21 protein-coding genes are annotated in these 21,247 nt (G+C 66.1%); 14 read left to right on the plus strand and 7 right to left on the minus strand.

What is annotated here, in order from left to right; all coding sequences use genetic code 11:
* Nucleotides 1–735 precede the first annotated feature (735 nt).
* The 4 genes from D7Y61_RS01525 to D7Y61_RS01540 are packed head-to-tail and all read left to right on the plus strand — an operon-like array spanning nt 736 to nt 4,678.
* The gene (locus tag D7Y61_RS01525; RefSeq protein WP_180864698.1) at nt 736–1,632 is read left to right on the plus strand and encodes a hydroxypyruvate isomerase family protein; all 897 of its coding nucleotides are present in this window, start codon (nt 736–738) and stop codon (nt 1,630–1,632) included.
* Nucleotides 1,633–1,659: 27 nt separating this feature from the next.
* Nucleotides 1,660–3,345 carry a GMC oxidoreductase gene (locus tag D7Y61_RS01530; RefSeq protein WP_180864699.1) on the plus strand — a complete coding sequence of 562 codons (1,686 nt, stop codon included), beginning with the start codon at nt 1,660–1,662 and terminating at the stop codon, nt 3,343–3,345.
* Nucleotides 3,345–3,920, plus strand: coding sequence for a gluconate 2-dehydrogenase subunit 3 family protein (locus D7Y61_RS01535; protein ID WP_180864700.1), 576 nt, complete (start codon nt 3,345–3,347; stop codon nt 3,918–3,920). The genes D7Y61_RS01530 and D7Y61_RS01535 overlap by 1 nt, the downstream gene beginning before the upstream one ends.
* A 14-nt stretch (nt 3,921–3,934) precedes the next feature.
* Nucleotides 3,935–4,678: a 3-keto-disaccharide hydrolase gene (locus D7Y61_RS01540; RefSeq protein WP_430543688.1), complete on the plus strand. Its 744-nt coding sequence runs from the start codon at nt 3,935–3,937 to the stop codon at nt 4,676–4,678.
* 30 nt (nt 4,679–4,708) lie between these two features.
* Here D7Y61_RS01540 and D7Y61_RS01545 read toward each other — a convergent pair whose 3' ends face one another.
* Genes D7Y61_RS01545 through D7Y61_RS01565 form a run of 5 tightly spaced genes read right to left on the minus strand, consistent with a single transcriptional unit; the run spans nt 4,709 to nt 9,344 of the window.
* Nucleotides 4,709–5,005 carry a c-type cytochrome gene (locus tag D7Y61_RS01545; protein WP_180864701.1) on the minus strand — a complete coding sequence of 99 codons (297 nt, stop codon included), beginning with the start codon at nt 5,003–5,005 and terminating at the stop codon, nt 4,709–4,711.
* 18 nt (nt 5,006–5,023) lie between these two features.
* Nucleotides 5,024–5,890 carry a sugar phosphate isomerase/epimerase family protein gene (locus tag D7Y61_RS01550; RefSeq protein WP_180864702.1) on the minus strand — a complete coding sequence of 289 codons (867 nt, stop codon included), beginning with the start codon at nt 5,888–5,890 and terminating at the stop codon, nt 5,024–5,026.
* Between the two features lie 19 nt (nt 5,891–5,909).
* Nucleotides 5,910–7,034 carry a Gfo/Idh/MocA family protein gene (locus tag D7Y61_RS01555; protein ID WP_180864703.1) on the minus strand — a complete coding sequence of 375 codons (1,125 nt, stop codon included), beginning with the start codon at nt 7,032–7,034 and terminating at the stop codon, nt 5,910–5,912.
* 12 nt (nt 7,035–7,046) lie between these two features.
* Entirely contained in the window at nt 7,047–8,264 is a 1,218-nt protein-coding gene (locus D7Y61_RS01560; protein WP_180864704.1) for a nucleoside permease, read from the minus strand.
* A 27-nt stretch (nt 8,265–8,291) separates the two neighbouring features.
* Entirely contained in the window at nt 8,292–9,344 is a 1,053-nt protein-coding gene (locus D7Y61_RS01565) for a sugar phosphate isomerase/epimerase family protein (protein WP_180864705.1), read from the minus strand.
* Nucleotides 9,345–9,439: 95 nt separating this feature from the next.
* On the opposite strand from D7Y61_RS01565, the gene D7Y61_RS01570 reads away from it, so the two are divergent.
* Both D7Y61_RS01570 and D7Y61_RS01575 read left to right on the plus strand, forming a co-directional pair.
* Complete coding sequence (locus D7Y61_RS01570) at nt 9,440–10,447, plus strand: LacI family DNA-binding transcriptional regulator (RefSeq protein WP_180864706.1); 1,008 nt, start codon at nt 9,440–9,442, stop codon at nt 10,445–10,447.
* Between the two features lie 119 nt (nt 10,448–10,566).
* Nucleotides 10,567–11,619 (plus strand): sensor domain-containing diguanylate cyclase, encoded by a 1,053-nt coding sequence (locus D7Y61_RS01575; protein WP_180864707.1) that lies wholly within the window; start codon nt 10,567–10,569, stop codon nt 11,617–11,619.
* A 36-nt stretch (nt 11,620–11,655) separates the two neighbouring features.
* On the opposite strand, the gene D7Y61_RS01580 is transcribed toward D7Y61_RS01575, so the two are convergent.
* Both D7Y61_RS01580 and D7Y61_RS01585 read right to left on the minus strand, forming a co-directional pair.
* Entirely contained in the window at nt 11,656–12,576 is a 921-nt protein-coding gene (locus D7Y61_RS01580) for a bifunctional helix-turn-helix transcriptional regulator/GNAT family N-acetyltransferase (protein ID WP_180864708.1), read from the minus strand.
* A gap of 53 nt (nt 12,577–12,629) precedes the next feature.
* Nucleotides 12,630–13,562: a LysR family transcriptional regulator gene (locus tag D7Y61_RS01585; RefSeq protein ID WP_180864709.1), complete on the minus strand. Its 933-nt coding sequence runs from the start codon at nt 13,560–13,562 to the stop codon at nt 12,630–12,632.
* 108 nt (nt 13,563–13,670) lie between these two features.
* On the opposite strand from D7Y61_RS01585, the gene D7Y61_RS01590 reads away from it, so the two are divergent.
* The 8 genes from D7Y61_RS01590 to D7Y61_RS01625 all read left to right on the plus strand — a co-directional run bounded on the left by D7Y61_RS01590 (nt 13,671) and on the right by D7Y61_RS01625 (nt 21,182).
* Complete coding sequence (locus D7Y61_RS01590; RefSeq protein WP_180864710.1) at nt 13,671–14,522, plus strand: isocitrate lyase/PEP mutase family protein; 852 nt, start codon at nt 13,671–13,673, stop codon at nt 14,520–14,522.
* Nucleotides 14,523–14,648: 126 nt separating this feature from the next.
* Nucleotides 14,649–15,674: an AI-2E family transporter gene (locus D7Y61_RS01595; protein ID WP_180864711.1), complete on the plus strand. Its 1,026-nt coding sequence runs from the start codon at nt 14,649–14,651 to the stop codon at nt 15,672–15,674.
* A gap of 162 nt (nt 15,675–15,836) precedes the next feature.
* Nucleotides 15,837–17,579, plus strand: a complete 1,743-nt coding sequence (locus tag D7Y61_RS01600; protein ID WP_180864712.1) for a GGDEF domain-containing protein — start codon at nt 15,837–15,839, stop codon at nt 17,577–17,579.
* Between the two features lie 69 nt (nt 17,580–17,648).
* Nucleotides 17,649–18,089 carry a hypothetical protein gene (locus D7Y61_RS01605; RefSeq protein ID WP_180864713.1) on the plus strand — a complete coding sequence of 147 codons (441 nt, stop codon included), beginning with the start codon at nt 17,649–17,651 and terminating at the stop codon, nt 18,087–18,089.
* A gap of 14 nt (nt 18,090–18,103) precedes the next feature.
* Complete coding sequence (locus tag D7Y61_RS01610) at nt 18,104–18,604, plus strand: GNAT family N-acetyltransferase (protein ID WP_180864714.1); 501 nt, start codon at nt 18,104–18,106, stop codon at nt 18,602–18,604.
* 287 nt (nt 18,605–18,891) lie between these two features.
* Nucleotides 18,892–19,359, plus strand: coding sequence for a DUF2975 domain-containing protein (locus D7Y61_RS01615; RefSeq protein WP_180864734.1), 468 nt, complete (start codon nt 18,892–18,894; stop codon nt 19,357–19,359).
* Between the two features lie 13 nt (nt 19,360–19,372).
* Entirely contained in the window at nt 19,373–19,597 is a 225-nt protein-coding gene (locus D7Y61_RS01620; RefSeq protein WP_180864715.1) for a helix-turn-helix domain-containing protein, read from the plus strand.
* A gap of 43 nt (nt 19,598–19,640) precedes the next feature.
* Nucleotides 19,641–21,182: a TerC family protein gene (locus D7Y61_RS01625; RefSeq protein WP_180864716.1), complete on the plus strand. Its 1,542-nt coding sequence runs from the start codon at nt 19,641–19,643 to the stop codon at nt 21,180–21,182.
* The last annotated feature ends 65 nt before the right edge of the window (nt 21,183–21,247 follow it).

Consider the following 21,247-nt stretch of genomic DNA (forward strand, 5'->3'; position numbering starts at 1 on the left):
CCCAACAGCTGGCGGTGAAACCGCTACGATAAAGCCGGGCTCCAAACAGCTCCGCTACTGAAAGCGGGGGGACGTCGGGAGCAGTGTTCGAGAGCGGATCCGGTCAAGCTTCAGCGACTCGCCAATCGGGTTGCGCAGGCTGTCGGTCCGGTCGTTGACATGTACTTGGACTATGACTTGAGGCCACCGTCCCAGGCGCAGATCCAGTACGCGGTTGCCATTGCGCGACGAGAGGGGCTCGAGATCCCGGCCGACGTGCTGAAGAAAAAGGTTGCGATGGGCAAGTTCCTTGACCAGCACGCCAAAGGTGGTGCCCGAAGCGGTAAGTAAGCGCTTGCCTCTGCGCGCTGCTAGGATTGCTACCTATGTAGAAAAAGGCGGTCGCTTTCGGCTCGAAATCCGTCTTTTACAACAAAAACCTCTCTCAATGTATAAATGCGAGTTTCAATGATCAAGAAAAAGCCTTTAGATACAGGAACTTGCGATGGTTTCGCGTTGAGAGCGCTGCGATCTGTGGGTTCACAACCGTTCTGATCGGACGCGCGCCTGCAGCAGAAAAGAAAGCCCCGCTCGTGCGGGGCTTTTCTTTTTCCACGGATTCATCGGAGTGGTGCCCCGCAGCATCTGTTTTCGTGCACCGCGACTTGCAAACAGACAATTTCCTCCCCTATGGTGCAATCGATTGCATTGCTGTGAATCGTTGCGTTTGATACCGGTTGGGAGGCCGGGAGGTGGATGTCCATCCATTCGATCAGACCGGCCCCGGCACCGGGGCTCACGCGGCGCGATGCGCTGCGCATCGCAGTTGCCGGCAGCATTGGCCTGGGGGCCGCGACGGCGCTGCCCGCATTCGCCTCCACCGCGCCACTCAAAGGCAACCTGAAGCACTCCGTCGCCCGCTGGACCTTCCCGCAGCTGTCCGTCGCCCAGCTCTGCGCGACGGTGAAGGACATTGGTTTTGCCGCGATCGACCTGGTCGGCCCGGAGGACTGGCCCACGCTGAAGGCGAATGGCATCTACAGCTCGATGTGCAACGGTGCGGAGCTGGGCCTGACCAAGGGTTTTGCCGGCCGTGAGTTCCACGACCAGCTGGTGGAGCGCTACACGCGGCACATCGATCTGGTCGCCGATGCCGGCTACCGCAATCTCATCTGCTTCTCCGGCAACCGCAACGGCATGGACCCGCATGACGGCATGGCCAACGCCGAGGCTGGCCTCAAGCGCATCCTCGGGCAGGCCGAGAAGCGCGGCGTGGTGCTGGTGATGGAGCTGCTGAACTCCAGGGTCGACCATCGCGACTACCTGTGCGATCACTCCGCATGGGGCGTGGAGCTGTGCCAGCGGCTCGGCTCGGACAACTTCGGCCTGCTCTACGACATCTACCACATGCAGGTCATGGAAGGCGACATCATCGCCACCATTGGAAAACACCACGCCTGCTTCAAGCATTACCACACCGCAGGCGTGCCCGGCCGGAACGAGATCGGAGACCAGCAGGAGCTCCACTATCCGGCCATCTGTCGCGCGATCCGCGACACCGGTTTCAAGGGGTATCTGGCGCAGGAATTCATGCCTGCCGCCCCCGATCCCGTTGGCTCATTGCGCGAGGCAGTCCGCCTCTGCGACGTCTGAAACGATATCCACCCAGGTGAGAAACCCATGGCAGATAATCACTACGACGCCATTGTTGTTGGCTCGGGAATCAGTGGCGGTTGGGCAGCGAAGGAGCTGGCCGAGAAGGGCCTGAAGGTCCTGATGCTGGAACGCGGTCGCAACATCGAGCACGTCAAGGACTACGTCAACGCGATGAAGGAGGCGTGGGATTTCCCGCACCGCAACCGGCCCACGCAGGCGATGAAAGCGGACTTTCCGGTGCTGATGCGCGACTACGGCCTGGCCGAGAACCTGGAAGGCATGTGGGCCAACGAACAGGAATCGCCCTACATCGAGACGAAGCGCTTCGACTGGTTCCGCGGCTACCACGTTGGCGGCCGCTCGCTGCTGTGGGGGCGGCAGAGCTATCGCTTCTCCGACCTGGATTTCGAAGCGAATCTCAAGGACGGGATCGCCGCTGACTGGCCGATCCGCTACGCCGACATCGCGCCCTGGTATGACCATGTGGAGAAGTTCGCCGGCATCGCCGGTACGCGCGAAGGGCTGGACGTGCTGCCGGACGGCGAGTTCCTGCCGCCGATTCCCTTGAACATCGTCGAGAAGGATGTGGCAGCGCGGATCAAGAAGGCCTTTGGCGGAACGCGGCACATGATCCACTCGCGCACGGCGAACATCACCAAGCCCATGCCCGAGCAAGGGCGCGTCAACTGCCAGTATCGCAACAAGTGCATCCTGGGCTGTCCCTTCGGTGCCTATTTTTCGACCCAGGCGGCGACACTGCCGGCGGCGATGAAGACCGGCAACCTGACGCTGCGGCCATTCTCGATCGTCAAGGAAGTGCTGTACGACAAGGACCGCAAGCGCGCGCGTGGTGTGGAGGTCATCGACGCCGAAACCGGCCAGACCTACCAATACACCGCCAAGGTGATCTTCCTCAACGCGTCGTCGTTCAACTCGACGTGGCTGCTGATGAACTCGGCAACCGACGTCTGGGACGGGGGACTGGGTTCTTCGTCCGGCGAACTCGGGCACAACGTGATGGACCATCACTTCGGTGCCGGTGCCTCCGGTCGGGTCGAGGGCTACGAGGACAAGTACTACTTCGGCCGCCGTCCCTGCGGCTTCTACATTCCGCGCTTTCGCAACGTCGCAGCCGACAGGCGTGGCTACCTGCGCGGTTTCGGCTACCAGGGCGGTGCCAGCCGCACCGGGTGGTCGCGCGAGATCGCCGAGCTGAACATCGGCGCCGACCTGAAGGAAGCGCTGACCGTGCCAGGTGACTGGCGGATCGGCATGACCGGGTTCGGTGAAATGCTGCCGCACCACGACAATACGATCCGCCTGGACCACGACCGCAAGGACAAATGGGGGCTGCCGGTGCTGGCGATGGACGTTGCCATGCGCGCCAATGAACTGGCCATGCGCAAGGACATGGCCGCCGATGCCGCCGAGATGCTGGAGGCGGCCGGCGTCAAGGACGTGAAGATGCACGACAACGACTACGCCCCGGGCAAGGGCATCCATGAGATGGGGACCGCGCGCATGGGACGTGATCGGAAGAGCTCCGTACTGAACGCGCACAACCAGGTCTGGGATGCACCCAATGTCTATGTCACCGATGGTGCCTGCATGACGTCCAGCGCCTGCGTGAATCCTTCATTGACCTACATGGCGCTGACGGCACGCGCTGCCGATCACGCCGTGCGCGAACTGAAAGCGGGGAACCTGTGATGGATCGTCGCGAACTGCTGAAGATGATCGTGGCCGCCACCGGTGCGGCGATGGTCGGGCTACCGGCACTGGCGCAGAGCAAGGCGCCAGCGGCTGGCGCGATGCCTGCGTTCTCCGATGCCGAAATCGGCACGCTGGATGAGATCGCCGAGACCATCCTGCCGCGGACCAGGACACCCGGGGCGAAGGACGCGGGCGCCGGTGCGTTCATGGCGACGTTCGTCAGCGACTGCTACACCGCCCGGCAACAGGCGACGTTCCGCGCCGGGTTGGTCGACATCGACAAACGCGCGGGTGGCCGCTTCGTATCGCTCACGCCGGAAGCCCGCACCGAACTGCTGCGTGCTCTGGATGCGGAGGCCAAGGTACGCAAGGCCGATGTGACCGAGACCGGTACGCCTGAAGAGGGCGACGCGATGCCGCACTACTTCACGATGCTCAAGCAGTTGGCCATCTTCGGCTTCTTCACCTCCAAGGTCGGCGCCACCGGCGTGCTGCAGTACGTCGCCGTGCCGGGTCGTTACGACGGCGACCTGGCCTATACCCCCGGCACACCTGCATGGGGGACCAGCTGATGGAGCGCAGCATGATGATCAAGCCGCTGCTGATCGCGGCCAGCGTGCTGGCCGCTGCACCTGCCCTGGCACAGGATGCTGCCGATCCTGCACGCGATCCGAAGAAGACCGAGGTGTGGGAACCTGTGCCTGCCGTCGTGGCAACACCTGCAGGCAAGGCGCCTTCCGACGCGATCGTGCTGTTCGATGGCAGGGATGCCTCCGCATGGGAGGCGGAGCAGGGTGGGCGTGTGCCCTGGAAGATCGCCGACGGCACGATGACCGTGGTGCCGGGCAGCAAGGGCATCCGCACCCGACAACGCTTCTGCGATGTCCAACTGCATGTCGAATGGCGTACACCCACCGAAACCAAGGGTTTCGACGGCCAGAACCGGGGCAACAGCGGCATCTTCCTGCAGGAACGTTACGAGCTGCAGGTGCTCGACAGCTACAAAAACCCGACCTATGCCAACGGACAGGCCGGCTCGATCTACAAGCAGGCGATGCCACGGGTGAATGCCTCGCGCGCACCGGGGCAGTGGCAGGCCTACGACATCATCTGGAAAGCGCCGCGCTTCTCGCCGGGCGGCGGGCTCGTCTCGCCTGCGCGCATCACGGTGCTGCACAACGGCGTACTGGTGCAGGATGACACCGTGCTGGCGGGCAAGACCGAGTACATCGGTGCGCCTTCGTACGCACCGCATGCGTGTGCGCCGCTCTATCTGCAGGAACACGACTCCAAGGTCAGCTACCGCAACATCTGGGTGCGCGAGCTGTAGGGGCACGCGGCCGGCGTGATCGTCGGCCGCTTACTTCGCCAGGTAACTGGTGATGTCATTGATCTCCTGCTGTGACAGCTGGGAGAAGGGCGGCATCAGCCCACCGCCCTTGCTGATCTTTTCCTTGATCTGTGCGGGTGCCATGCGCTTGCCGATGTCGGTGAGCGCCGGGAACGCACCCGGCATGCCCGCACGATCGGCGCCGTGGCAGGCCACGCAGTTCGCGGTATAGAGCTTTGCACCCGCTGCCGGGTCGTCCTTGCACCAGGCGGCTGTCGCAACACTCATGCCGCCCAGGGTCATCGCCATTGCCAGGATCATTTTCATGTGGGGCTCCTTGATGCGTCAGCGGTGGGCACGGGTGGGCGGGTTGGTTGTCAGGTGTTCACGCAGATAGTCCGCGCCGGTCTGGATGACTTTGGCCGGATCGCGTGGCTGGTCGTGCTCGATGATGTACCAGTGCACGCCGGCGGCTGCGGCAGCAGGCAGGATTGCGTTCCAGTCCAGCACGCCCTGGCCCACCGCAGCGAAACCGCCTTCGTCTTCGGCCTGTCCCTTGGGCGCATTGTCCTTGGCGTGCACCGCGAATACGTGGCCGCGGAACTTTGCCAGCATTACCACCGGATCCAGGCCCGCACGCGCGACCCAGGCCAGGTCCAGCTCGGTCTGCAGGTCTGGACCGGCGGCGGCGAACAGCAGCTCCAGTCCGGTCCTGCCATCGAAGTCGACCAGCTCGAAATCGTGGTTGTGATAGGCCAGGCGCATGCCCTTGGCGCGCACCTGTTTTGCGAGCCGGCCCAGCTCCTGGCCCAGTGCGGTCCAGCCCGCCGCATCGCTGGGCCGGTCCTTCGCGTCCAGATAAGGCACCACCAGCGTGGTGTTGCCGATCGAGCGGTTGAACGCCACCACGCCGTCCAGGTCCCGGCGCAGCTCGGCCAGCGCCACGTGCGACGAGATCGCCTTGATCGAGTAACGATCCAGCAGCTGCTTGAGCTCGCTGGCGCTGACACCCTGCGTGCCGACCGTTTCCACCGCATGCACGCCGGCGTCGTGGACGATCTTCAACTGCTGGTCGATTGACCCGGCGTTGCGCAGCGAGTACATCTGCACCGCGATGGGCTTCTGCCCAGCCACGGCTTGGCCTGCAAAGGCGGGCAGGGCAGCGAGCAACAGGAGTGCGAGCGCTGCGGTTCGGCGGACAGGGGCTTTCATCAGGCGTTCCTCCCGGGGTTCAGTCGATGGTGGTCCAGGCGCGGGTCCTGGCCGATGCGATGACGCGGTCAACGATCCCCGCTGAGCGCACGCCGTCGTCGAAGGTCGGCAGGCCCTCGGGGCGTTCTCCTTCGATGGCGCGATAGCTGTCGGCGATGAACGCCTCGAAGCACTGGCCGTAGCCCTGCGCGTGCCCGGCCGGCAGCACCGACAGCCGCTGTTGCTCGGCACTGCCTGCGCCAGGCCCGCGCACGAAGATCTCCTCGTGCTGGTCGGGTCTTCCGATCCACAGCCGCTCGGCGTCCTCCTGGTTGAAGGCCACACTGGCCCTGGCGCCATCGATCTCGAACCAGAGACGATTGTGGCGTCCGGCCGAGACTTGGCTGACCGTCAGAGATGCCAGCGTGCCGGCACCGGTCCTGAACATCGCCGCAGCCACGTCCTCGCTCGTGACCGCCTGCGTTGCGCCGCCTGCCGCCGGCGTGCTGAAGCTCTGCCCGCTGACGGCGCCGCGCTCGGCGATGACGGTAGAGAACGCCGCGCTGACCTCGACGAAGCGTTCGCCGCTGATCCACTCCACCAGGTCGCACCAGTGCGAGCCGATGTCGGCGAACACGCGCGATGCGCCGCCCAGCGCCGGGTCAACACGCCAGTTGTTGCTGGCCGGGTCCAGCAGCCAGTCCTGCAGGTAGCTGCCGTGAATCAGGTGCAGCGGCCCGAGATCGCCTTGGGCGATGCGTGCGCGCGCCTCGCGCACCACCGGGTGGTAGCGGTAGACGAAGGGTACCGTGGCAACGAGCCCGCTCGACGTGGCCAAGGCGGCCAGCGCCTGTGCATCGTCCAGCGTGGTTGCCAGCGGCTTCTCGCAGATCACGTGCTTGCCGGCCTCCAGCGCGGCCTGCGCCATCGCGCGGTGCAGATGGTTGGGCGTGCACACGTGCACCACCTGGACCTGCGGATCGGCGATCACCTCCTCGAAATCCCGATAGGCGCGTGGGACATTCCAGGACTGCGCTGACTCAAGCGCGCGCTGCGGTGACGAGGCGGCGACGCCGCGTACCTCGGCACCGGCGAGCAAGGCCGAGCGGCGGTGCACGGCACCGATCATGCCGGTGCCCACGATGGCGATTCCAAGCGTTGGCATCGACTCGAATCCTCAGGGTGTGGAAGATGCGGCGGCCACGGCGGGCCGGTCGCGGAACAGCAGCAGGAAGGCGATCAGCACGACCAGCGCGACAGCGGCCGGGAACAGCCAGATCTGCTGCCAGTCGCGTCCGGCGGCCGTGGTGAAGTGCTCCACCACCGCGCCGGACAGGAAGGTGCCGATCAGCATGCCCACGCCGTACGTGGCCAGGGTGATGAAGCCCTGCGCGCTGCTGCGCACGGCGGGGCCGGCATGGGCATCGGTGTAGATCTGGCCGGTGACGAAGAAGAAGTCGTAGCAGATGCCGTGCAGCACGATGCCGATCACCAGCAGCGAGAAGCCGCTGCCCGCATCGCCGAAGGCGAACAGGACGTAGCGCACCACCCAGGCCGCCATGCCGACCGCCAGCATGGTCTTCACCCCCAGCCGCACGAACAGGAATGGCATGGCCAGCATCAGCAGCACTTCGGAGACCTGGCCCAGCGACTGCAGGCCCGCTGCGCCGCGCACGCCCAGGTCGTTGAGATACGGATTGGTGAAGTTGTAGTAGAACGACAGCGGGATGCAGATGGCGATGGACGCCAGGAAGAACACCAGATAGGCGCGCGACCTCAGCAGCCGCAGCGAATCCAGCCCCAGGATCTGCCCAAGCCCGGCGTCGCGCTGCTGTGCCAGCGGCGGCGTGTGCGGCAGGGTGAACGCGTACAGCCCCAGCGCCAGCGACGCCACCGCTGCCATCTGGAAGGTGAGTTCGAGCCGATGCGCCTGCTCCCAGCCCAGCCAGCCGATCAGCACACCGGCCACAATCCAGCCGACGCTGCCGGCCACGCGCACCAGCGGGAACTGCCTCTCAGGCGACTGCATGTGCCGCATCGCCACGCTGTTGGCCAGCGCCAGCGTCGGCATGAACAGCAGCATGTAGCCCATCACGCAGGCAGAGAACGTGCTGAAGCTGTCCGCTGTGGAGGCCATCCAAAGCAGTACTGCGCCGGCCAGGTGCAGGACCGCCAGGATGCGCTGCGCGGCGAAGTAGCGATCGGCGATCAGGCCAACCAGGAAGGGCGCCACGATGGCGCCGATGGACTGGCTGAGGAAGGCCGTCGCCACCTGGCTGGCGCTGGCCTGCAGCGGGCCCTGCACCAGGTAGGTGCCCAGGGTCACGAACCACGCTCCCCAGATGAAGAACTGCAGAAACATCATCGCGCCCAAGCGCGACATGGCGTGCGTCATGGCTTGCCCTCCCGGGGCGGTATCGGCTCAGATTCCCAGCATGCGGTGCAGTGATGCAGCGTCGGTGCCGCTGTCGGCGAAGTCGTCGAAGGCGCGCTCGGTCACGCGGATGATGTGGTCGCGGATGAAGGCGGCACCCTCGCGTGCGCCGTCTTCCGGGTGCTTCAGGCAGCACTCCCATTCCAGTACCGTCCATCCGGGGAAGTCGTACTGTGCGAACTTCGAGAAGATCGCCTTGAAGTCGATCTGGCCATCACCGAGCGAACGGAACCGGCCCGGGCGATCGATCCAGTCCTGGTAGCCGCCGTAAACGCCGCTGCTGGCACTGGCGTGGTACTCCGCATCCTTCACGTGGAAGGCGCCGATGCGCGCGTGGTAGCGGTCGATGAAACCCAGGTAGTCCATCTGCTGCAGCAGCAGATGGCTGGGGTCGTACAGGATCTTCGCGCGCGGGTGATGGTCCACCACATCGAGGAAGCGCTCGAAGGTCGCGCCATCGTGCAGGTCCTCGCCGGGGTGGATCTCGAAGCACAGGTCCACGCCGCAGGCGTCGAACGCATCGAGGATCGGGCGCCAGCGGCGGCCGAGTTCGGCGAAGGCTTCCTCCACCAGTCCCGGTGGGCGCTGCGGCCAGGGATAGAAATAGGGCCAGGCCAATGCGCCGGAGAACGTGGCATGCGCGGTCAGTCCCAGTCGCTGGCTGGCTTTGGCAGCCAACACTAGCTGCTCCACTGCCCAGGCCTGGCGGGCGGCGGGATCGCCGCGTTTGTCCGCGGGTGCGAATCCGTCGAACAGACTGTCGTAGGCCGGATGGACCGCGACCAGCTGCCCCTGAAGATGGGTGGACAGCTCGGTGATCTGCACGCCGTGCCCGGCCAGCATGCCGGCAAGGTCGTCGCAGTACGCCTGGCTGTTCGCGGCCTCGGCCAGGTCGAACAGGTGGGGCGCGCTGGTCGGTACTTGTACCCCAGAATAGCCCAGGCCCGCGGCCCAGCCGGCCAGCGTGTCCAGCCGATCAAAAGGAGCTGTGTCGCCGATGAACTGCGCCAGGAACAGCGCTGGACCCTTGAGCGTCTTCAACGTGATTCGCCCTAGATGCAATCGATTGCATTATCCTAGCAGGGGCTCACGCAGGACCTGTTGTGCAGTGCACAGCGGGCAGGAGAACTAACGCCATGGCCACCATCTACGACATTGCAAAGCACGTCGGCGTCTCTGCCGGCACCGTGTCACGTGCACTTTCGCGGCCGGACAAGGTGCTGCCGGCCACGCGCGCGCGCATCGAGCAGGCCGCTGCCGCGTTGGGCTACGTGCCCAATACGGTCGCCCGCACGCTCAAGACCCAGCGCAGCGGCAAGATCCTGGTTACGGTGCCGGATATCGCCAATCCATTCTTCGCCCAGATCCTGCAGGGTGCGGAAGACGCCGCGCAGGCCGTCGGCTATGCGGTGCTGCTGGGCGATACCCAGGACCAGCCCGACCGCGAGGAGCGCTATGCGCAGATGCTCCGGCGCAACGAGGCCGACGGCATGATCGTGCTCGGCCATCGCCTGCCACCGACGGCGCGCGAGATTGTCCAGCAGAGGGGGGCTGCCGCGCCGGTGGTCAACGGATGCGAGTTCGATCCCGCGCTGGGTCTGCCCAGTGTGCACATCGACAATGCCGCCGCTGCGCGCGCCGTCATGGAGCACTTGTACGCACTGGGCCATGAACGGATCGCCGTGGTCGGCGGGCCGCCGGACAATCCCCTGCACCAGCAACGCCTGGAAGGGGTGCGGGCGGCCGGCAAGGCGCGCGGCCGCCTGCGCCAGCTGAGCGTGGTGCCGGGCGATTTCTCAGTGGAATCCGGGCATGCCGCGGCCGTGGCGCTGCTGGCCGATGCGTCGGCACCGACCGCGGTCTTCTGCTTCAGCGACCAGATGGCGCTGGGTGCGCTGGCGGCCTGCCGCGATCTGGGCATCCGCGTGCCGGACGAGCTGTCCGTCGTCGGTTTCGATGACCTGGCGTCTTCGCGTTACCTCACGCCGCCGCTGACGACCATCCGGCAGCCGATGCGGGAAATCGGCGCGCGCGCGGTCAACCTGCTGCTCGCCATCATCGAGCAGGTGGACGTTCCGCTTCAGCAGACGCTGGATTTCAGCCTGATGGTGCGCGGGTCGACGGCTGCGCCTGGGCCCAGGTGAGGCCCGGGACGCTGCAGGTTCGAGTCCTTGATCCCGAATTGACGTAAAGCTGTCAGACTCACGACAGGCAGCCCGGCAAGGGCCGGGGTGGAACGTGCGATCGCGCAGGGGGGTCGGCAATGCCGTTCTTGACTGACTCGACGGAGGTCGCGGTCGAAGGCGTCGGCGCGGCACGGCGCATCGGCTGGATGCGCTTCGTGGGCAATGGTCTGGGCGCGATCCCGATCGCCTCGATCATGCTGGAGCGCCAGGATGGGGCGCTGCCTTGGGTCCTGTTGCTGCTCAATGCGCTGGCATGGCCGGCGCTGGCGCTGCCGCTGACCCAACGCTCGCGCAAGCCGGCTGCGGTCCAGTTCCGTTGCATGGTGGCCGATTCCTTGTTCGGCGGCGGCTGGATCGCGTTCATGGCCCTGAGCGCCGTACCCAGCGCGTTGTTCGCCGCGCTGCTGGTGGCCGACAAGATCGCGGCCGGCGGCGTGCGCTTGGCGATACGGGCCACGCTGGCGCTGGTGGTGGGCTTCGCGCTCACCTGGTGGGCGCTCGGGTTCCCTTACCAACCCGTGTCGTCGCAACGCACGATCGTGCTCAGCGTGCCGTTCCTGTTCGTCTACGGCATCGGGCTCAGCATCCTCAGCTGGCAGTTGGCGCGTCGGGTGAAGTCGCAGAACCGCCAGCTGCAGCGGCTGAGCCGCATGGACCCGCTGGTTGAGCTGGCAAACCGTGGCTTCCTGATCGTCCGCGCGCAGCAGGCACTGGACAAGGCGCAGGGGCAGGGCGGTTTTGCCTGCCTGCTGATGCTGGACGTGGATGATTTCAAACGCATCAACGATTCGCATGGGCATCGAGCGGGTGACGAAGTGCTGCGGCACATCGCCTCGACCCTGCGTGCGTTCGCCCGGCCGGGTGATACACCGGCACGGCTGGGCGGCGATGAATTCGTCGTCCTGCTGCACGACTGTGCGCCCGTGGACGCGATGCACGTGGCCGAGCGGGTTCGCCTGCACCTGCTGGAAGCGGCACGAAACGCGACGCCGGGTATCGAGTTCAGCGTCAGCATGGGTATCGCGGCAACGCCGGGTCAGGGAACCGTGGAGGACTGGCTGGCCACCGCGGACAAGGCCCTTTATCACGCCAAGCGCCAGGGCAAGAACACGGCGAGCTGGGCGGATTGACGCACGGCTTCACGTGCCGTGCGCTTGTGGCAGCTATCAGAGTGCCCGTTCCCAGACCTGGCCGAGCAGGTCGTGGCCAAAGCTGTGGTGGGGTTCTTCCTGCACCTGCTGGAAACCGGCGCGCTCGTACAGGCGCCTGGCATCGGCCAGCACGCTGTTGGTCCAGAGCGTCATCCGCGTGTAGCCCGCGGATGCCGCAAATGCGATGCACTCCTCGACCAGCCGGGTGCCGATGCCCATGCCGCGCGCGCTGGCATCCACATAGAGCAGGCGCAGCTTGGCGGTGGTGTTGTCCTGCTGGACCACAAACACGGAACCCACCATGTCACCGTCCTTCTCGGCGATCCAGCAGCGCTCGCGTGCCGGATCCAGTTCACGCAGGTACCTGGCAACGATTTCCGACACCAGCGCTTCGTACTCCGAGTTCCAACCGAATTCGCGGGCGTAGAGCGCGGCCTGCCGCGAAACCACCAGGCCCATGTCGCCTGGCCTCGGGTCGCGCAGCAGGTACGCGGGCGACCTGTCACCCAGCACGCTTTCGATCTGGCCCATGGCTGCAAGCAGCTTCACCTGCGCCCCGTCGGGCAGCGCCGCCAGCAGATCGATCATTTCCCGGCGCGAGGTCTCTTCCAGCGGTGCGAACACGCTCTGCCCGAGCGGCGTCAGGGTCAGCACGACCACGCGTGCATCCCCGCGCGAGCGCGCTTTGCGGAGATAGCCCTGCCGCTCGAACCTGGCGGTTACCCGGCTCACGTAACCGGCGTCCAGGCCCAACTCGCGGCACAGGTCCGAGGGGGACAGCGGCGCATGGTGAGCCAGTTCGTACAGGATGCGGACTTCGGTCAGGGACAGGCCACTGCGCAGCAGCGATTCCTGCAGTACGCCGATCTGCCGCGTGTAGAAGCGGTTGAAGCGCCGCACCGCATCGGCGCGTTCGGAAAGCGTGCCCACCGTCATGGCTGATCCATATATTTGACTTGAGCAAATAATTGCTTGCCTAAGTCAAATAATCAAGCGCTGGGCGGATCTTTGCCGGAGAGGTCGCCCGGCGGGACCTGCTGTTGCGCGATGCCGCATGCACAGCGGAGCAGAGCAGCCGCCAACGCGGGGTGCTGGTGGCGCATGGCCAGCTGCAGCGTCGTGGTCGGCATGCCCAGCTGCAGCGGCACGAAGGCCAGTCCGGGCCGGTGCAGGTTCTGCATCGAGGCCGGCACGATGGCGATGCCCAGTCCGGCAGCGGCAAGGTTGATGGCCGAGGCCACCTGCGGCGCTTCCTGCTGGATGGTGGGCATGAAGCCATTGCTGCGGCAGGCGGCGACTACGTCCGCACTCAGGCCATAGCCTGATTTGCGGGAGAACAGAATGAAGCGCTCCTCGCGCAGCTCGGTCAACGCGATGCTCTCCCGGCAGGCCAGCGGGTGGTCGGCCGGCAGGACCACCACCAGTGGTTCGGCGCTGAGCTGCTGGATCGCCAGTCCGCCAGCATGCGAATACGGTGGACGCACGATCGCCGCGTCCAGTTCGCCGTCATCCAGGCGACGGACCAGCGATTCACTGCCGTCTTCGACCAGCTGCAGCAACACGGTTGGATGTGCCTGCTTGAACCTGCGCAGCAGTGCGGTCACGGCTTCATTGAACGAGGCCGACTCGGTCAAGCCCAGGGTCAGAACGCCGGCCTCTCCGTGCGCGGCGCGCAACGCTTCCTCCTTGGCCTGGTCAACGCGTGCGAGGATGTCGACTGCCGCCGCCCAGAACACCCGCCCGGCATCACTGAGCACGACGCCGCGTCCCTGGCGATGGAACAGCGGTGTGCCGATCTCGTCCTCCAGCGCCCGGATCTGCTGCCCCAGCGGTGGCTGGGCGATGTGCAGGGCCTCGGCAGCGCGGGTGAAGCTCTGCAGCTGGGCGGTCATGACGAAGTAGCGCAGGTGGCGCAGTTCCATTGGAACCTCAGGCGTTCTGATGCTGTACGAACACGGTATTGGACGGTCGCCGGTGGCGGCAACATCATCGGTATCCCACGGTAAATGTCCATCTGCAAGGGAGACCCCATGAAAAAAACACGCCAGTTGCGCGAACTGCTTGGGCACGGCCGCAGCCTGATTGCACCGGGGGTGTTCGATGGCCTGTCGGCCCGCCTGGTGGAACAGGCCGGGTTCGAGGCGGTGTATGCCAGTGGCGGCGCCATCGCACGTTCGGCCGGCGTGCCTGACATCGGTCTGCTTGGTGCCACCGAAGTACTGGCACAGGTCGAACGCATCGTCGATGCCTGCAGCCTGCCGGTCATCGCCGACGCCGACACCGGATTCGGCGGCACCGCCAATGTAGAGCGCACGGTGCGCGCATTCGAACGGGCGGGCGTTGCCGCGCTGCATATCGAGGACCAGACATTTCCCAAGCGCTGCGGGCACCTGGATGACAAGACGCTGGCCGATGCAGGCGAGATGTGCTCGAAGATCCGGGTCGCCTGCCAGTCGCGGCTCGATCCGGAACTGATGATCATTGCGCGAACCGACGCCATCGCCTGCGAGGGCCTGGACGCGGCCATCGAACGCGCGCAGTCCTATGTGGACGCGGGCGCCGACATGATCTTCGTCGAGGCGCCGGAGACCCTGGAACAGATCGAGGCGATCTCGCGGCGGGTGCCGGGGCCGAAGCTGATCAACATGTTCCATGGTGGCAGGACGCCGCCGGTGCCGGTCCAACGGCTGGCCGAGCTCGATTACCGGTTGGTGATCATTCCCTCGGACCTGCAGCGTGCCGCGATCCGGTCCATGCAGCGCACGCTCCAGGAGATCGCTGTGACCGGGGACAGTGGGCGCATGGCGGGCGAGCTGGCCAGCTTCAGCGAGCGCGAGGAGATCGTGCGCACGGCACGCTATCTGGCGCTGGACCGGGCGTAGCCGGGCGGTGGCCCGCTGCAGGGCGTTTCCCGCCGCCGGAATCACCGCGCACGGCCTGTTCATCCTGCGCCCGGAATCGTCGCCATCATTCCTCTACCATGGGCCACCCCGCCCGGACGCGCTCCCATGCAAGACGCCCTCGTTGCCCTGCCCAAGCCCCCCGTTCCGAGGATCGCGGCCTGGCTGATGATGCTGCTGGGCATGTGGCTGGCGTTGAAGCTCGGACTGGTGGTGACGCTGTTGTCAGGCCTGCTGGTGTTCCAGCTGACCCACCTGCTGGCCTCCACCGTGGAAGGCCGGCTGCCGCCGGGACGGGCGAGGGCGATCGCGGTGATCGTGCTGTCGGCCGTCATCATCAGTGCACTGGTGCTGGCCGGGATCGGCGTGGCGTCGTTCTTCCGCAACGAGACCGGCGGGCCGGACGCGCTGCTGGCACGGCTGATGGACATCCTCAATTCGTCGCGGCACCAGGTGCCGGCGCTGCTGCAGCCCTACATTCCCGAAGACATGCCAGCGCTGCGCGCGGCCCTGAACGACTGGGCCGCCGAGCATCAGCGCCAGCTGGGCGTGGCCGGCACTTCGGTGGTGCAGGTGGGCGTGCGTGTGCTGATCGGCATGGTGCTGGGCGCGATGATCGCGTTGTACGACGAGCTGCCGCTGCCGAAGATGGGGCCGCTGGCGCAGGAGCTGATCGGCCGTACCAGCCGCCTGGCGACTGCGTTCCGCCAGGTCGTGTTCGCCCAGGTGAAGATCTCGCTGCTCAACACCGTGTTCACCGCCATTTTCCTGCTGGGTGTGCTGCCGTTGTTCGGCGTGCATCTGCCACTGTCCAAGACCCTGGTACTGATCACCTTCATCGCCGGCCTGCTGCCGGTGGTGGGAAACATCATCTCCAACACCATCATCACCATCGTTGCGCTGTCGGTCTCGTTCTACGTGGCGGTGGCGGCACTGCTGTACCTGATCGTGATCCACAAGCTGGAGTACTTCCTCAACGCGCGCATCGTCGGTGGTGAGATCCAGGCGCGCGCCTGGGAACTGCTGCTGGCGATGCTGGTGATGGAGGCGGCGTTCGGACTGCCGGGCCTGGTGGCGGCGCCGGTGTTCTACGCCTATGTAAAACGCGAACTGGTCGATCAGCGCTGGATCTAGCACCGTCGGCAGGGGCACATCAGGTTGGATCGTGGCTGGAAGGCCACCCTGCCGGCGCGTTCGCACCGGTTGCGGTATACCTGCGCGCGGGGCTCGCACAGCGCTGGCTTGGCGCTGCCGGAACCGGCCGGTACAGTGATCCGCACTTCAGGGGAATTTTGCATGACCGGCAAGCCATCGCCCATCGGGTTGCGGACCTGGGTCTGGATCCTGGCGGGATTGTTCGTGGTCTGCACGCTGCCGTTGATGGCCATTGCCCTGGTCCAGGGGGCGCTGCGTTATGCCGGCGCGGAGGAAAACCTGATCAGTCTGCGCCAGCTGCGGCAGACGTTCGACCTTGCCAATCAGGTCTCGGCCGAGCGCGGTCCAGCCAACAGCCTGCTTGGCGCGGATCCAGCCGATGCCACCGAGCAGGCGCGACGGGTCGCGCAACTGGCGCTGGCGCGCAGGCGGGTCGACAGCGCGATGCTGCAGCTGGATGCCGTGTTCACGGCCAACCCGGGCGTGGTCGACGAGCACGGTCTGCTGGCCGACGCGCGACGCCGGCTGCATTCGGCAAGAGCCCGGGTGGACCGGGTGGCAGCGCAGCCGCACGACGTACGCAGGGTTGAAGACGTCGAGAGGGCGATCAGCAGCATGTTCGCTGCCGTTGACCGCCTGCACCTGCTGACTTCCGCGCAGATCAATGTGCTGGTCAGTGCCGACCGTGAAGCGGCCATACCCGCGATGCAGGGCCAGGTGCTGATCGACCTGCGCGAGTACGGTGGCCGCCTGGCCTCCAACGTGATGGCGCCGGTGGCGGTGCCTGGAGCGTGGCGGGAAGAACAGGTTCGCGCCGCGCTGCAGACCGAGGGCCGCCTGTTGGAACTGTGGCGCTTGGCCGGCAGCCATGAATCGGTATTCCGCAGTGACCCTGCGTTGTCATGGCATTGGGACATGGCCCGCAGGCAGTTCTTCGGCCAGTCACTGCCGATGATCGAACAGCTGATCGAGGATGGTCGTCGTGGCGTGCCGCCGCCGTGGACCGCCGCCGAGTTCACCGCGCGCTATGTACCGACGCTGCAGTCTCTGGAGGCGCTGCGCGATGGCTATCTGAGTGTGTCCATTGCCAGGTTCGAACGCACCCGCAACCGCGAAGCGACGCGCCTGGCAGTGCTGGTAGCGACCGTGCTGGGGACACTGGTAGTGCTGGGCGTAGCGCTGCGCATCGCACATCTGCAGATTCTGCGCCCTCTGTTGCAGGCACAGCGCCAGGTGATCCAGATCGCCTCCGACGCGCCGGGGCCGGAGCAGCACGTCACCCATCCGCTGGCGGAAATGCAGCGCCTGTTCGATGCCATCGAGGTGCTGCGCGAAACGTCGCGCGAGCGCTCGGCGTTGACCAGCGAACTGCGCCAGTTGGCGGGCACGGATGAATTGACCGGACTGCTGAATCGCCGCGCGCTGGAGGAACAGGTGCAGCAGCGCCATGCCGATGGAAGCAACCGAGCGGTGGTGATCCTGCTGGACGTTGATCGCTTCAAGTCGATCAACGATGGCCACGGCCACGATGCGGGCGACGAAGTGCTGGTGCAGGTGGCGCAGCTGCTGCAGCGGCACCTGCGTCGCAGCGACAGCATCGCCCGCTACGGCGGCGAGGAGTTCCTGGTGCTGCTGGCCGACGGCGATCTGGCCACTGGCCGCCAGTTGGCCGAGTCCCTGCGCCTGGCCCTGCAGCAGATGGACATCGTATTGGCTGGCGGCGATGTACTGCGGGTCACCGCCAGCTTTGGCGTGGCCCAGGGCGCCACCGATGCGCTGGGCTGGCGCACTCTGCTGCGTGCGGCCGACGCGGCGATGTACCAGGCCAAGGCCCAGGGACGCGACCGGGTACGGGTGGCAGGCGGCGGGCGCACTGCACGCTGACCGGCGGCATTCATCGCCGGCGCACGTTGCGCTGCCTAGACTGTGATCCCGATCGCGCAGGAGCCCGACATGATCATGCGTCCCATCGCCATTGCTGCGGCCGGCGTGCTGGCCAGCCTGCTTGCGGGATGCACCACGCCCGCGCGGCCCATGCCCGACGAGCCACGCCATCCCTCCATCCCCGCCGACCTGAGCCCGGTGCCGGCCTTCACTGGGGGTGGTGCAGGCTGGAGCATCGAGATCACCTCGACGGGCAAGGGCAACCACGATGCCAGCCTCAATGCCGATGGCCGTACCTGGAAGGGCGCGCTGCGCTATCGCGGCCAGCCAGCCGATGCGCCCAGCTCGCTGATCGTGCTCAATGGCGAGCTGGGCAAGCAGCCGGCGATCGTCGAGATCAAGCGCGAGTCGTGCCGTAGCGACGAAGGCATGGATACCCCGGCCAGCGTGCAGGTCACGATGGAAGGACAGCCGCAGCGCCGTGGTTGCGGTCATCTGGCCGTGTATTGAGCCCGCGCGTCGCCATGCTCGAGATCCCGACCCTGCACACGGAACGCTTGCGGCTGCGGCCGCAGCGGTTGGATGACTTCAACGTCTACGCCGCGTTCCTTGCTTCGCCGCGTGCGCAGGGCATGGGCGGCCCGTTCGGTGAAGTTGCGGCGTGGGGCCAGTTCTGCCACGACCTGGCCAGCTGGCACCTCTTCGGCCACGGCGCGCTGATGATCGATCGCATCGATACCGGTGCCTGCATCGGCCAGGTCGGGATCAACCACGGCCCGCTGTTCCCGGAAAAGGAACTGGGCTGGTTGCTGTACGAGGGCCACGAAGGGCAGGGTTTCGCAACGGAAGCAGCCGGCGCGCTGCGCGACTGGGCCTTCGTGGTGCCGCAGCTGCCGACCCTGGTCAGCTACATGGCCCCGGACAATCTGGCCTCACAGGCCGTAGCGCAGCGCCTGGGCGGCGTGCTGGATGAAAAGGCCGCGCGCAGCGATGCGGAAGATCTGGTGTACCGCTACGCGCGCTGACCATCGCGCTTGTCGTGTCCGCGGTGGCGCTTCTGCTACTCACCGCGATGCTTCCGATCCCTGCTTCTGATCCTTGATGGCAAGGCGTGCCCTGCGGACGCCGCATCGATCCCGCTCGCGATTCATCCTTTCACGTCAGATGTGATATATCGTTTATCGATAAATCCACCCCGGGGCGGCGAGGCCACCCCAACACCGGAGGCCGCTTGACCGCTCGTCCCGCCCGCGCCAGACCCGCGCGAGGCTTGTTCACCCTGGCCCAGGCTGCTGTAAAGGCCGTCCGGGCGATGTGCTGGCTGGGCATCCTGGCCGCACTGCTGGCGGTGCCGCTGGTCGCCCACGACCGCCGCTGGCTGCTCGACAGCGTGCATGACACCGCCGCGGCCGCCGCGCATGGCAACGACCTGTTCCTGCATTTCTGCCTGGGCCTGGGCGTGATCGTCGCGCTGCTGGTGTTGTGCCTGCTGTTCCTGCGCCACCTGCTGCGGCTGCTGCAATCGGCGGCGCGCGAGCGGCCGTTCACCCACGCCAACGCACAGCGCCTGCAACGCATGGCGTGGTTGATGCTGGCGATGGAGCTGCTGTCGATCCTGATCGGTGCCTATGCGGCCTGGATGGGCCCGGATTTCACCTGGATGGAGGTCGGCGGTGGCATGTCGATCACCGGGTTGATCGCGGTGCTGATGCTGTTCGTGCTGGCCCGTGTGTTCGCGGCCGGCGCGGCGATGCGCGACGACCTGGACGGTGTGATCTGATGGGCATGCGCTGATGGCGATCATCATCACCCTCGACCGCATGCTGCACGAGCGCGGCATGACCCTGTCCGAGCTGGCCGGGCGCATCGACATCACCCTGGCCAACCTGTCGATCCTGAAGACCGGCAAGGCGCGCGCCATCCGCTTTTCCACCCTCGATGCGATCTGCCGTGAGCTGCAGTGCACGCCCGGCGACCTGCTCGGGCATGACCCGGCGCAGCCGCAGGATGCTGACTGAGTGACCGCTTTTTTCCCTTACCAACTGACGAAACGGACCTGAAATGGAATGGTTGGCTGACCCCTCGATATGGATGGGCCTTGCAACCCTGGTCGTGCTGGAGATCGTGCTCGGCATCGACAACCTGGTGTTCATCGCGATCCTTGCCGACAAGCTTCCGCCGCATCAGCGCGACCGCGCGCGCGTGATCGGCCTGGCGCTGGCCCTGCTGATGCGGCTGGTGCTGCTGGCGGCGCTGGCGTGGATCATGAAACTGACCGAGCCGCTGCTGACGCTGTTCGACCATAGTTTCTCCGGGCGTGACCTGATCCTGCTGGGTGGCGGCCTGTTCCTGCTGTTCAAGGGCACCATGGAGCTGCATGAGCGGCTGGAAGGCCGCCAGCACGAGGACAATGGCAAGAAGGTCTACGCCAGTTTCGCGATGGTCGTGGCACAGATCGTGGTCCTCGACGCGGTGTTCTCGCTGGACTCGGTGATCACCGCGGTCGGCATGGTCGACAACCTGGGCGTGATGTATGCCGCGGTGACCATCGCCATGGCGCTGATGCTGGTGGCCAGCAAGCCGCTGACCCGCTTCGTCAACAAGCATCCCACGGTTGTGGTGCTGTGCCTGGGCTTCCTGCTGATGATCGGTTTCAGCCTGGTGGCCGAGGGCCTGGGCTACAAGATTCCGAAGGGCTACCTGTACGCGGCCATCGCCTTCTCGATCCTGGTTGAAGCGTTCAACCAGTGGGTACGCTTCAACCGCGAGCGCAACGAGCGCCGCCAGCCGTTCCGCCAGCGCACGGCGGATGCGGTGCTGCGCATGCTCGGCGCGCGTCCGGCCAATGGCCACGATGACGAAGGCGCGGACGAACCTGTGGATGCCGAGGAACGCCTGCAGCCGGCCGAGCACGAGATGATCCGCAGCGTGCTCGGGCTGGCTGACCGGCCGGTGTCGAGTGTGATGACCGTGCGCGCCGACGTACAGTGGATCGACCTGGCACGTGGGCAGGACGATGTGGTGGCGCGCCTGGTGGCATCGCCGCATACGCGCCTGCTGGTGGGTGACGGTGACCTGGACAGTCTGCGCGGCGTGGTGCAGAGCCGCGACCTGCTGGCGGACCTGCTGCAGGGCAGGCCGCTGCAGCTGGAAGGCAACCTGCGCGAGCCGCAGTACGTGCTGTCCAGCGCCAGTGCACTGCAGGCGCTGGAACTGATCCGCCAGCACCCGGTGCCGCTGGCGGTGGCCGTGGATGAGTACGGCAGCGTGGAAGGCCTGGTGACCGCCAACGACCTGTTGGCGGCCATTGCCGGTGACCTGGTCGACACCCAGGACGAGCGCTATGGTGCGATCGCGCAGGGCGAAGACCAGTGGGAGGCCGATGGCGCGTTGACCCTGGATGACCTGCAGCGCCTGACCGGCGTATCGCTGCCGCGCAGTGCCGACTACATGACCATCTCCGGACTGGTGCTGGAGCAACTGGGACGCCTGCCGGACATCGGTGACGCAGTGGAGATTGCGGATGTACGCATCACCGTACTGGCGATGGAGAAGCGCCGCATCGCCCGCCTGCGGGTGGAGCGCCTCGACCAGCCGTTGTAGAGCCGAGCCCATGCTCGGCTTCGCGGATGCAGCCGAGCATGGCTCGGCTCTACACAACATGGCCC

Source organism: Stenotrophomonas maltophilia, assembly GCF_013464485.1.
Taxonomy (GTDB): Bacteria; Pseudomonadota; Gammaproteobacteria; order Xanthomonadales; family Xanthomonadaceae; genus Stenotrophomonas; species Stenotrophomonas maltophilia_AW.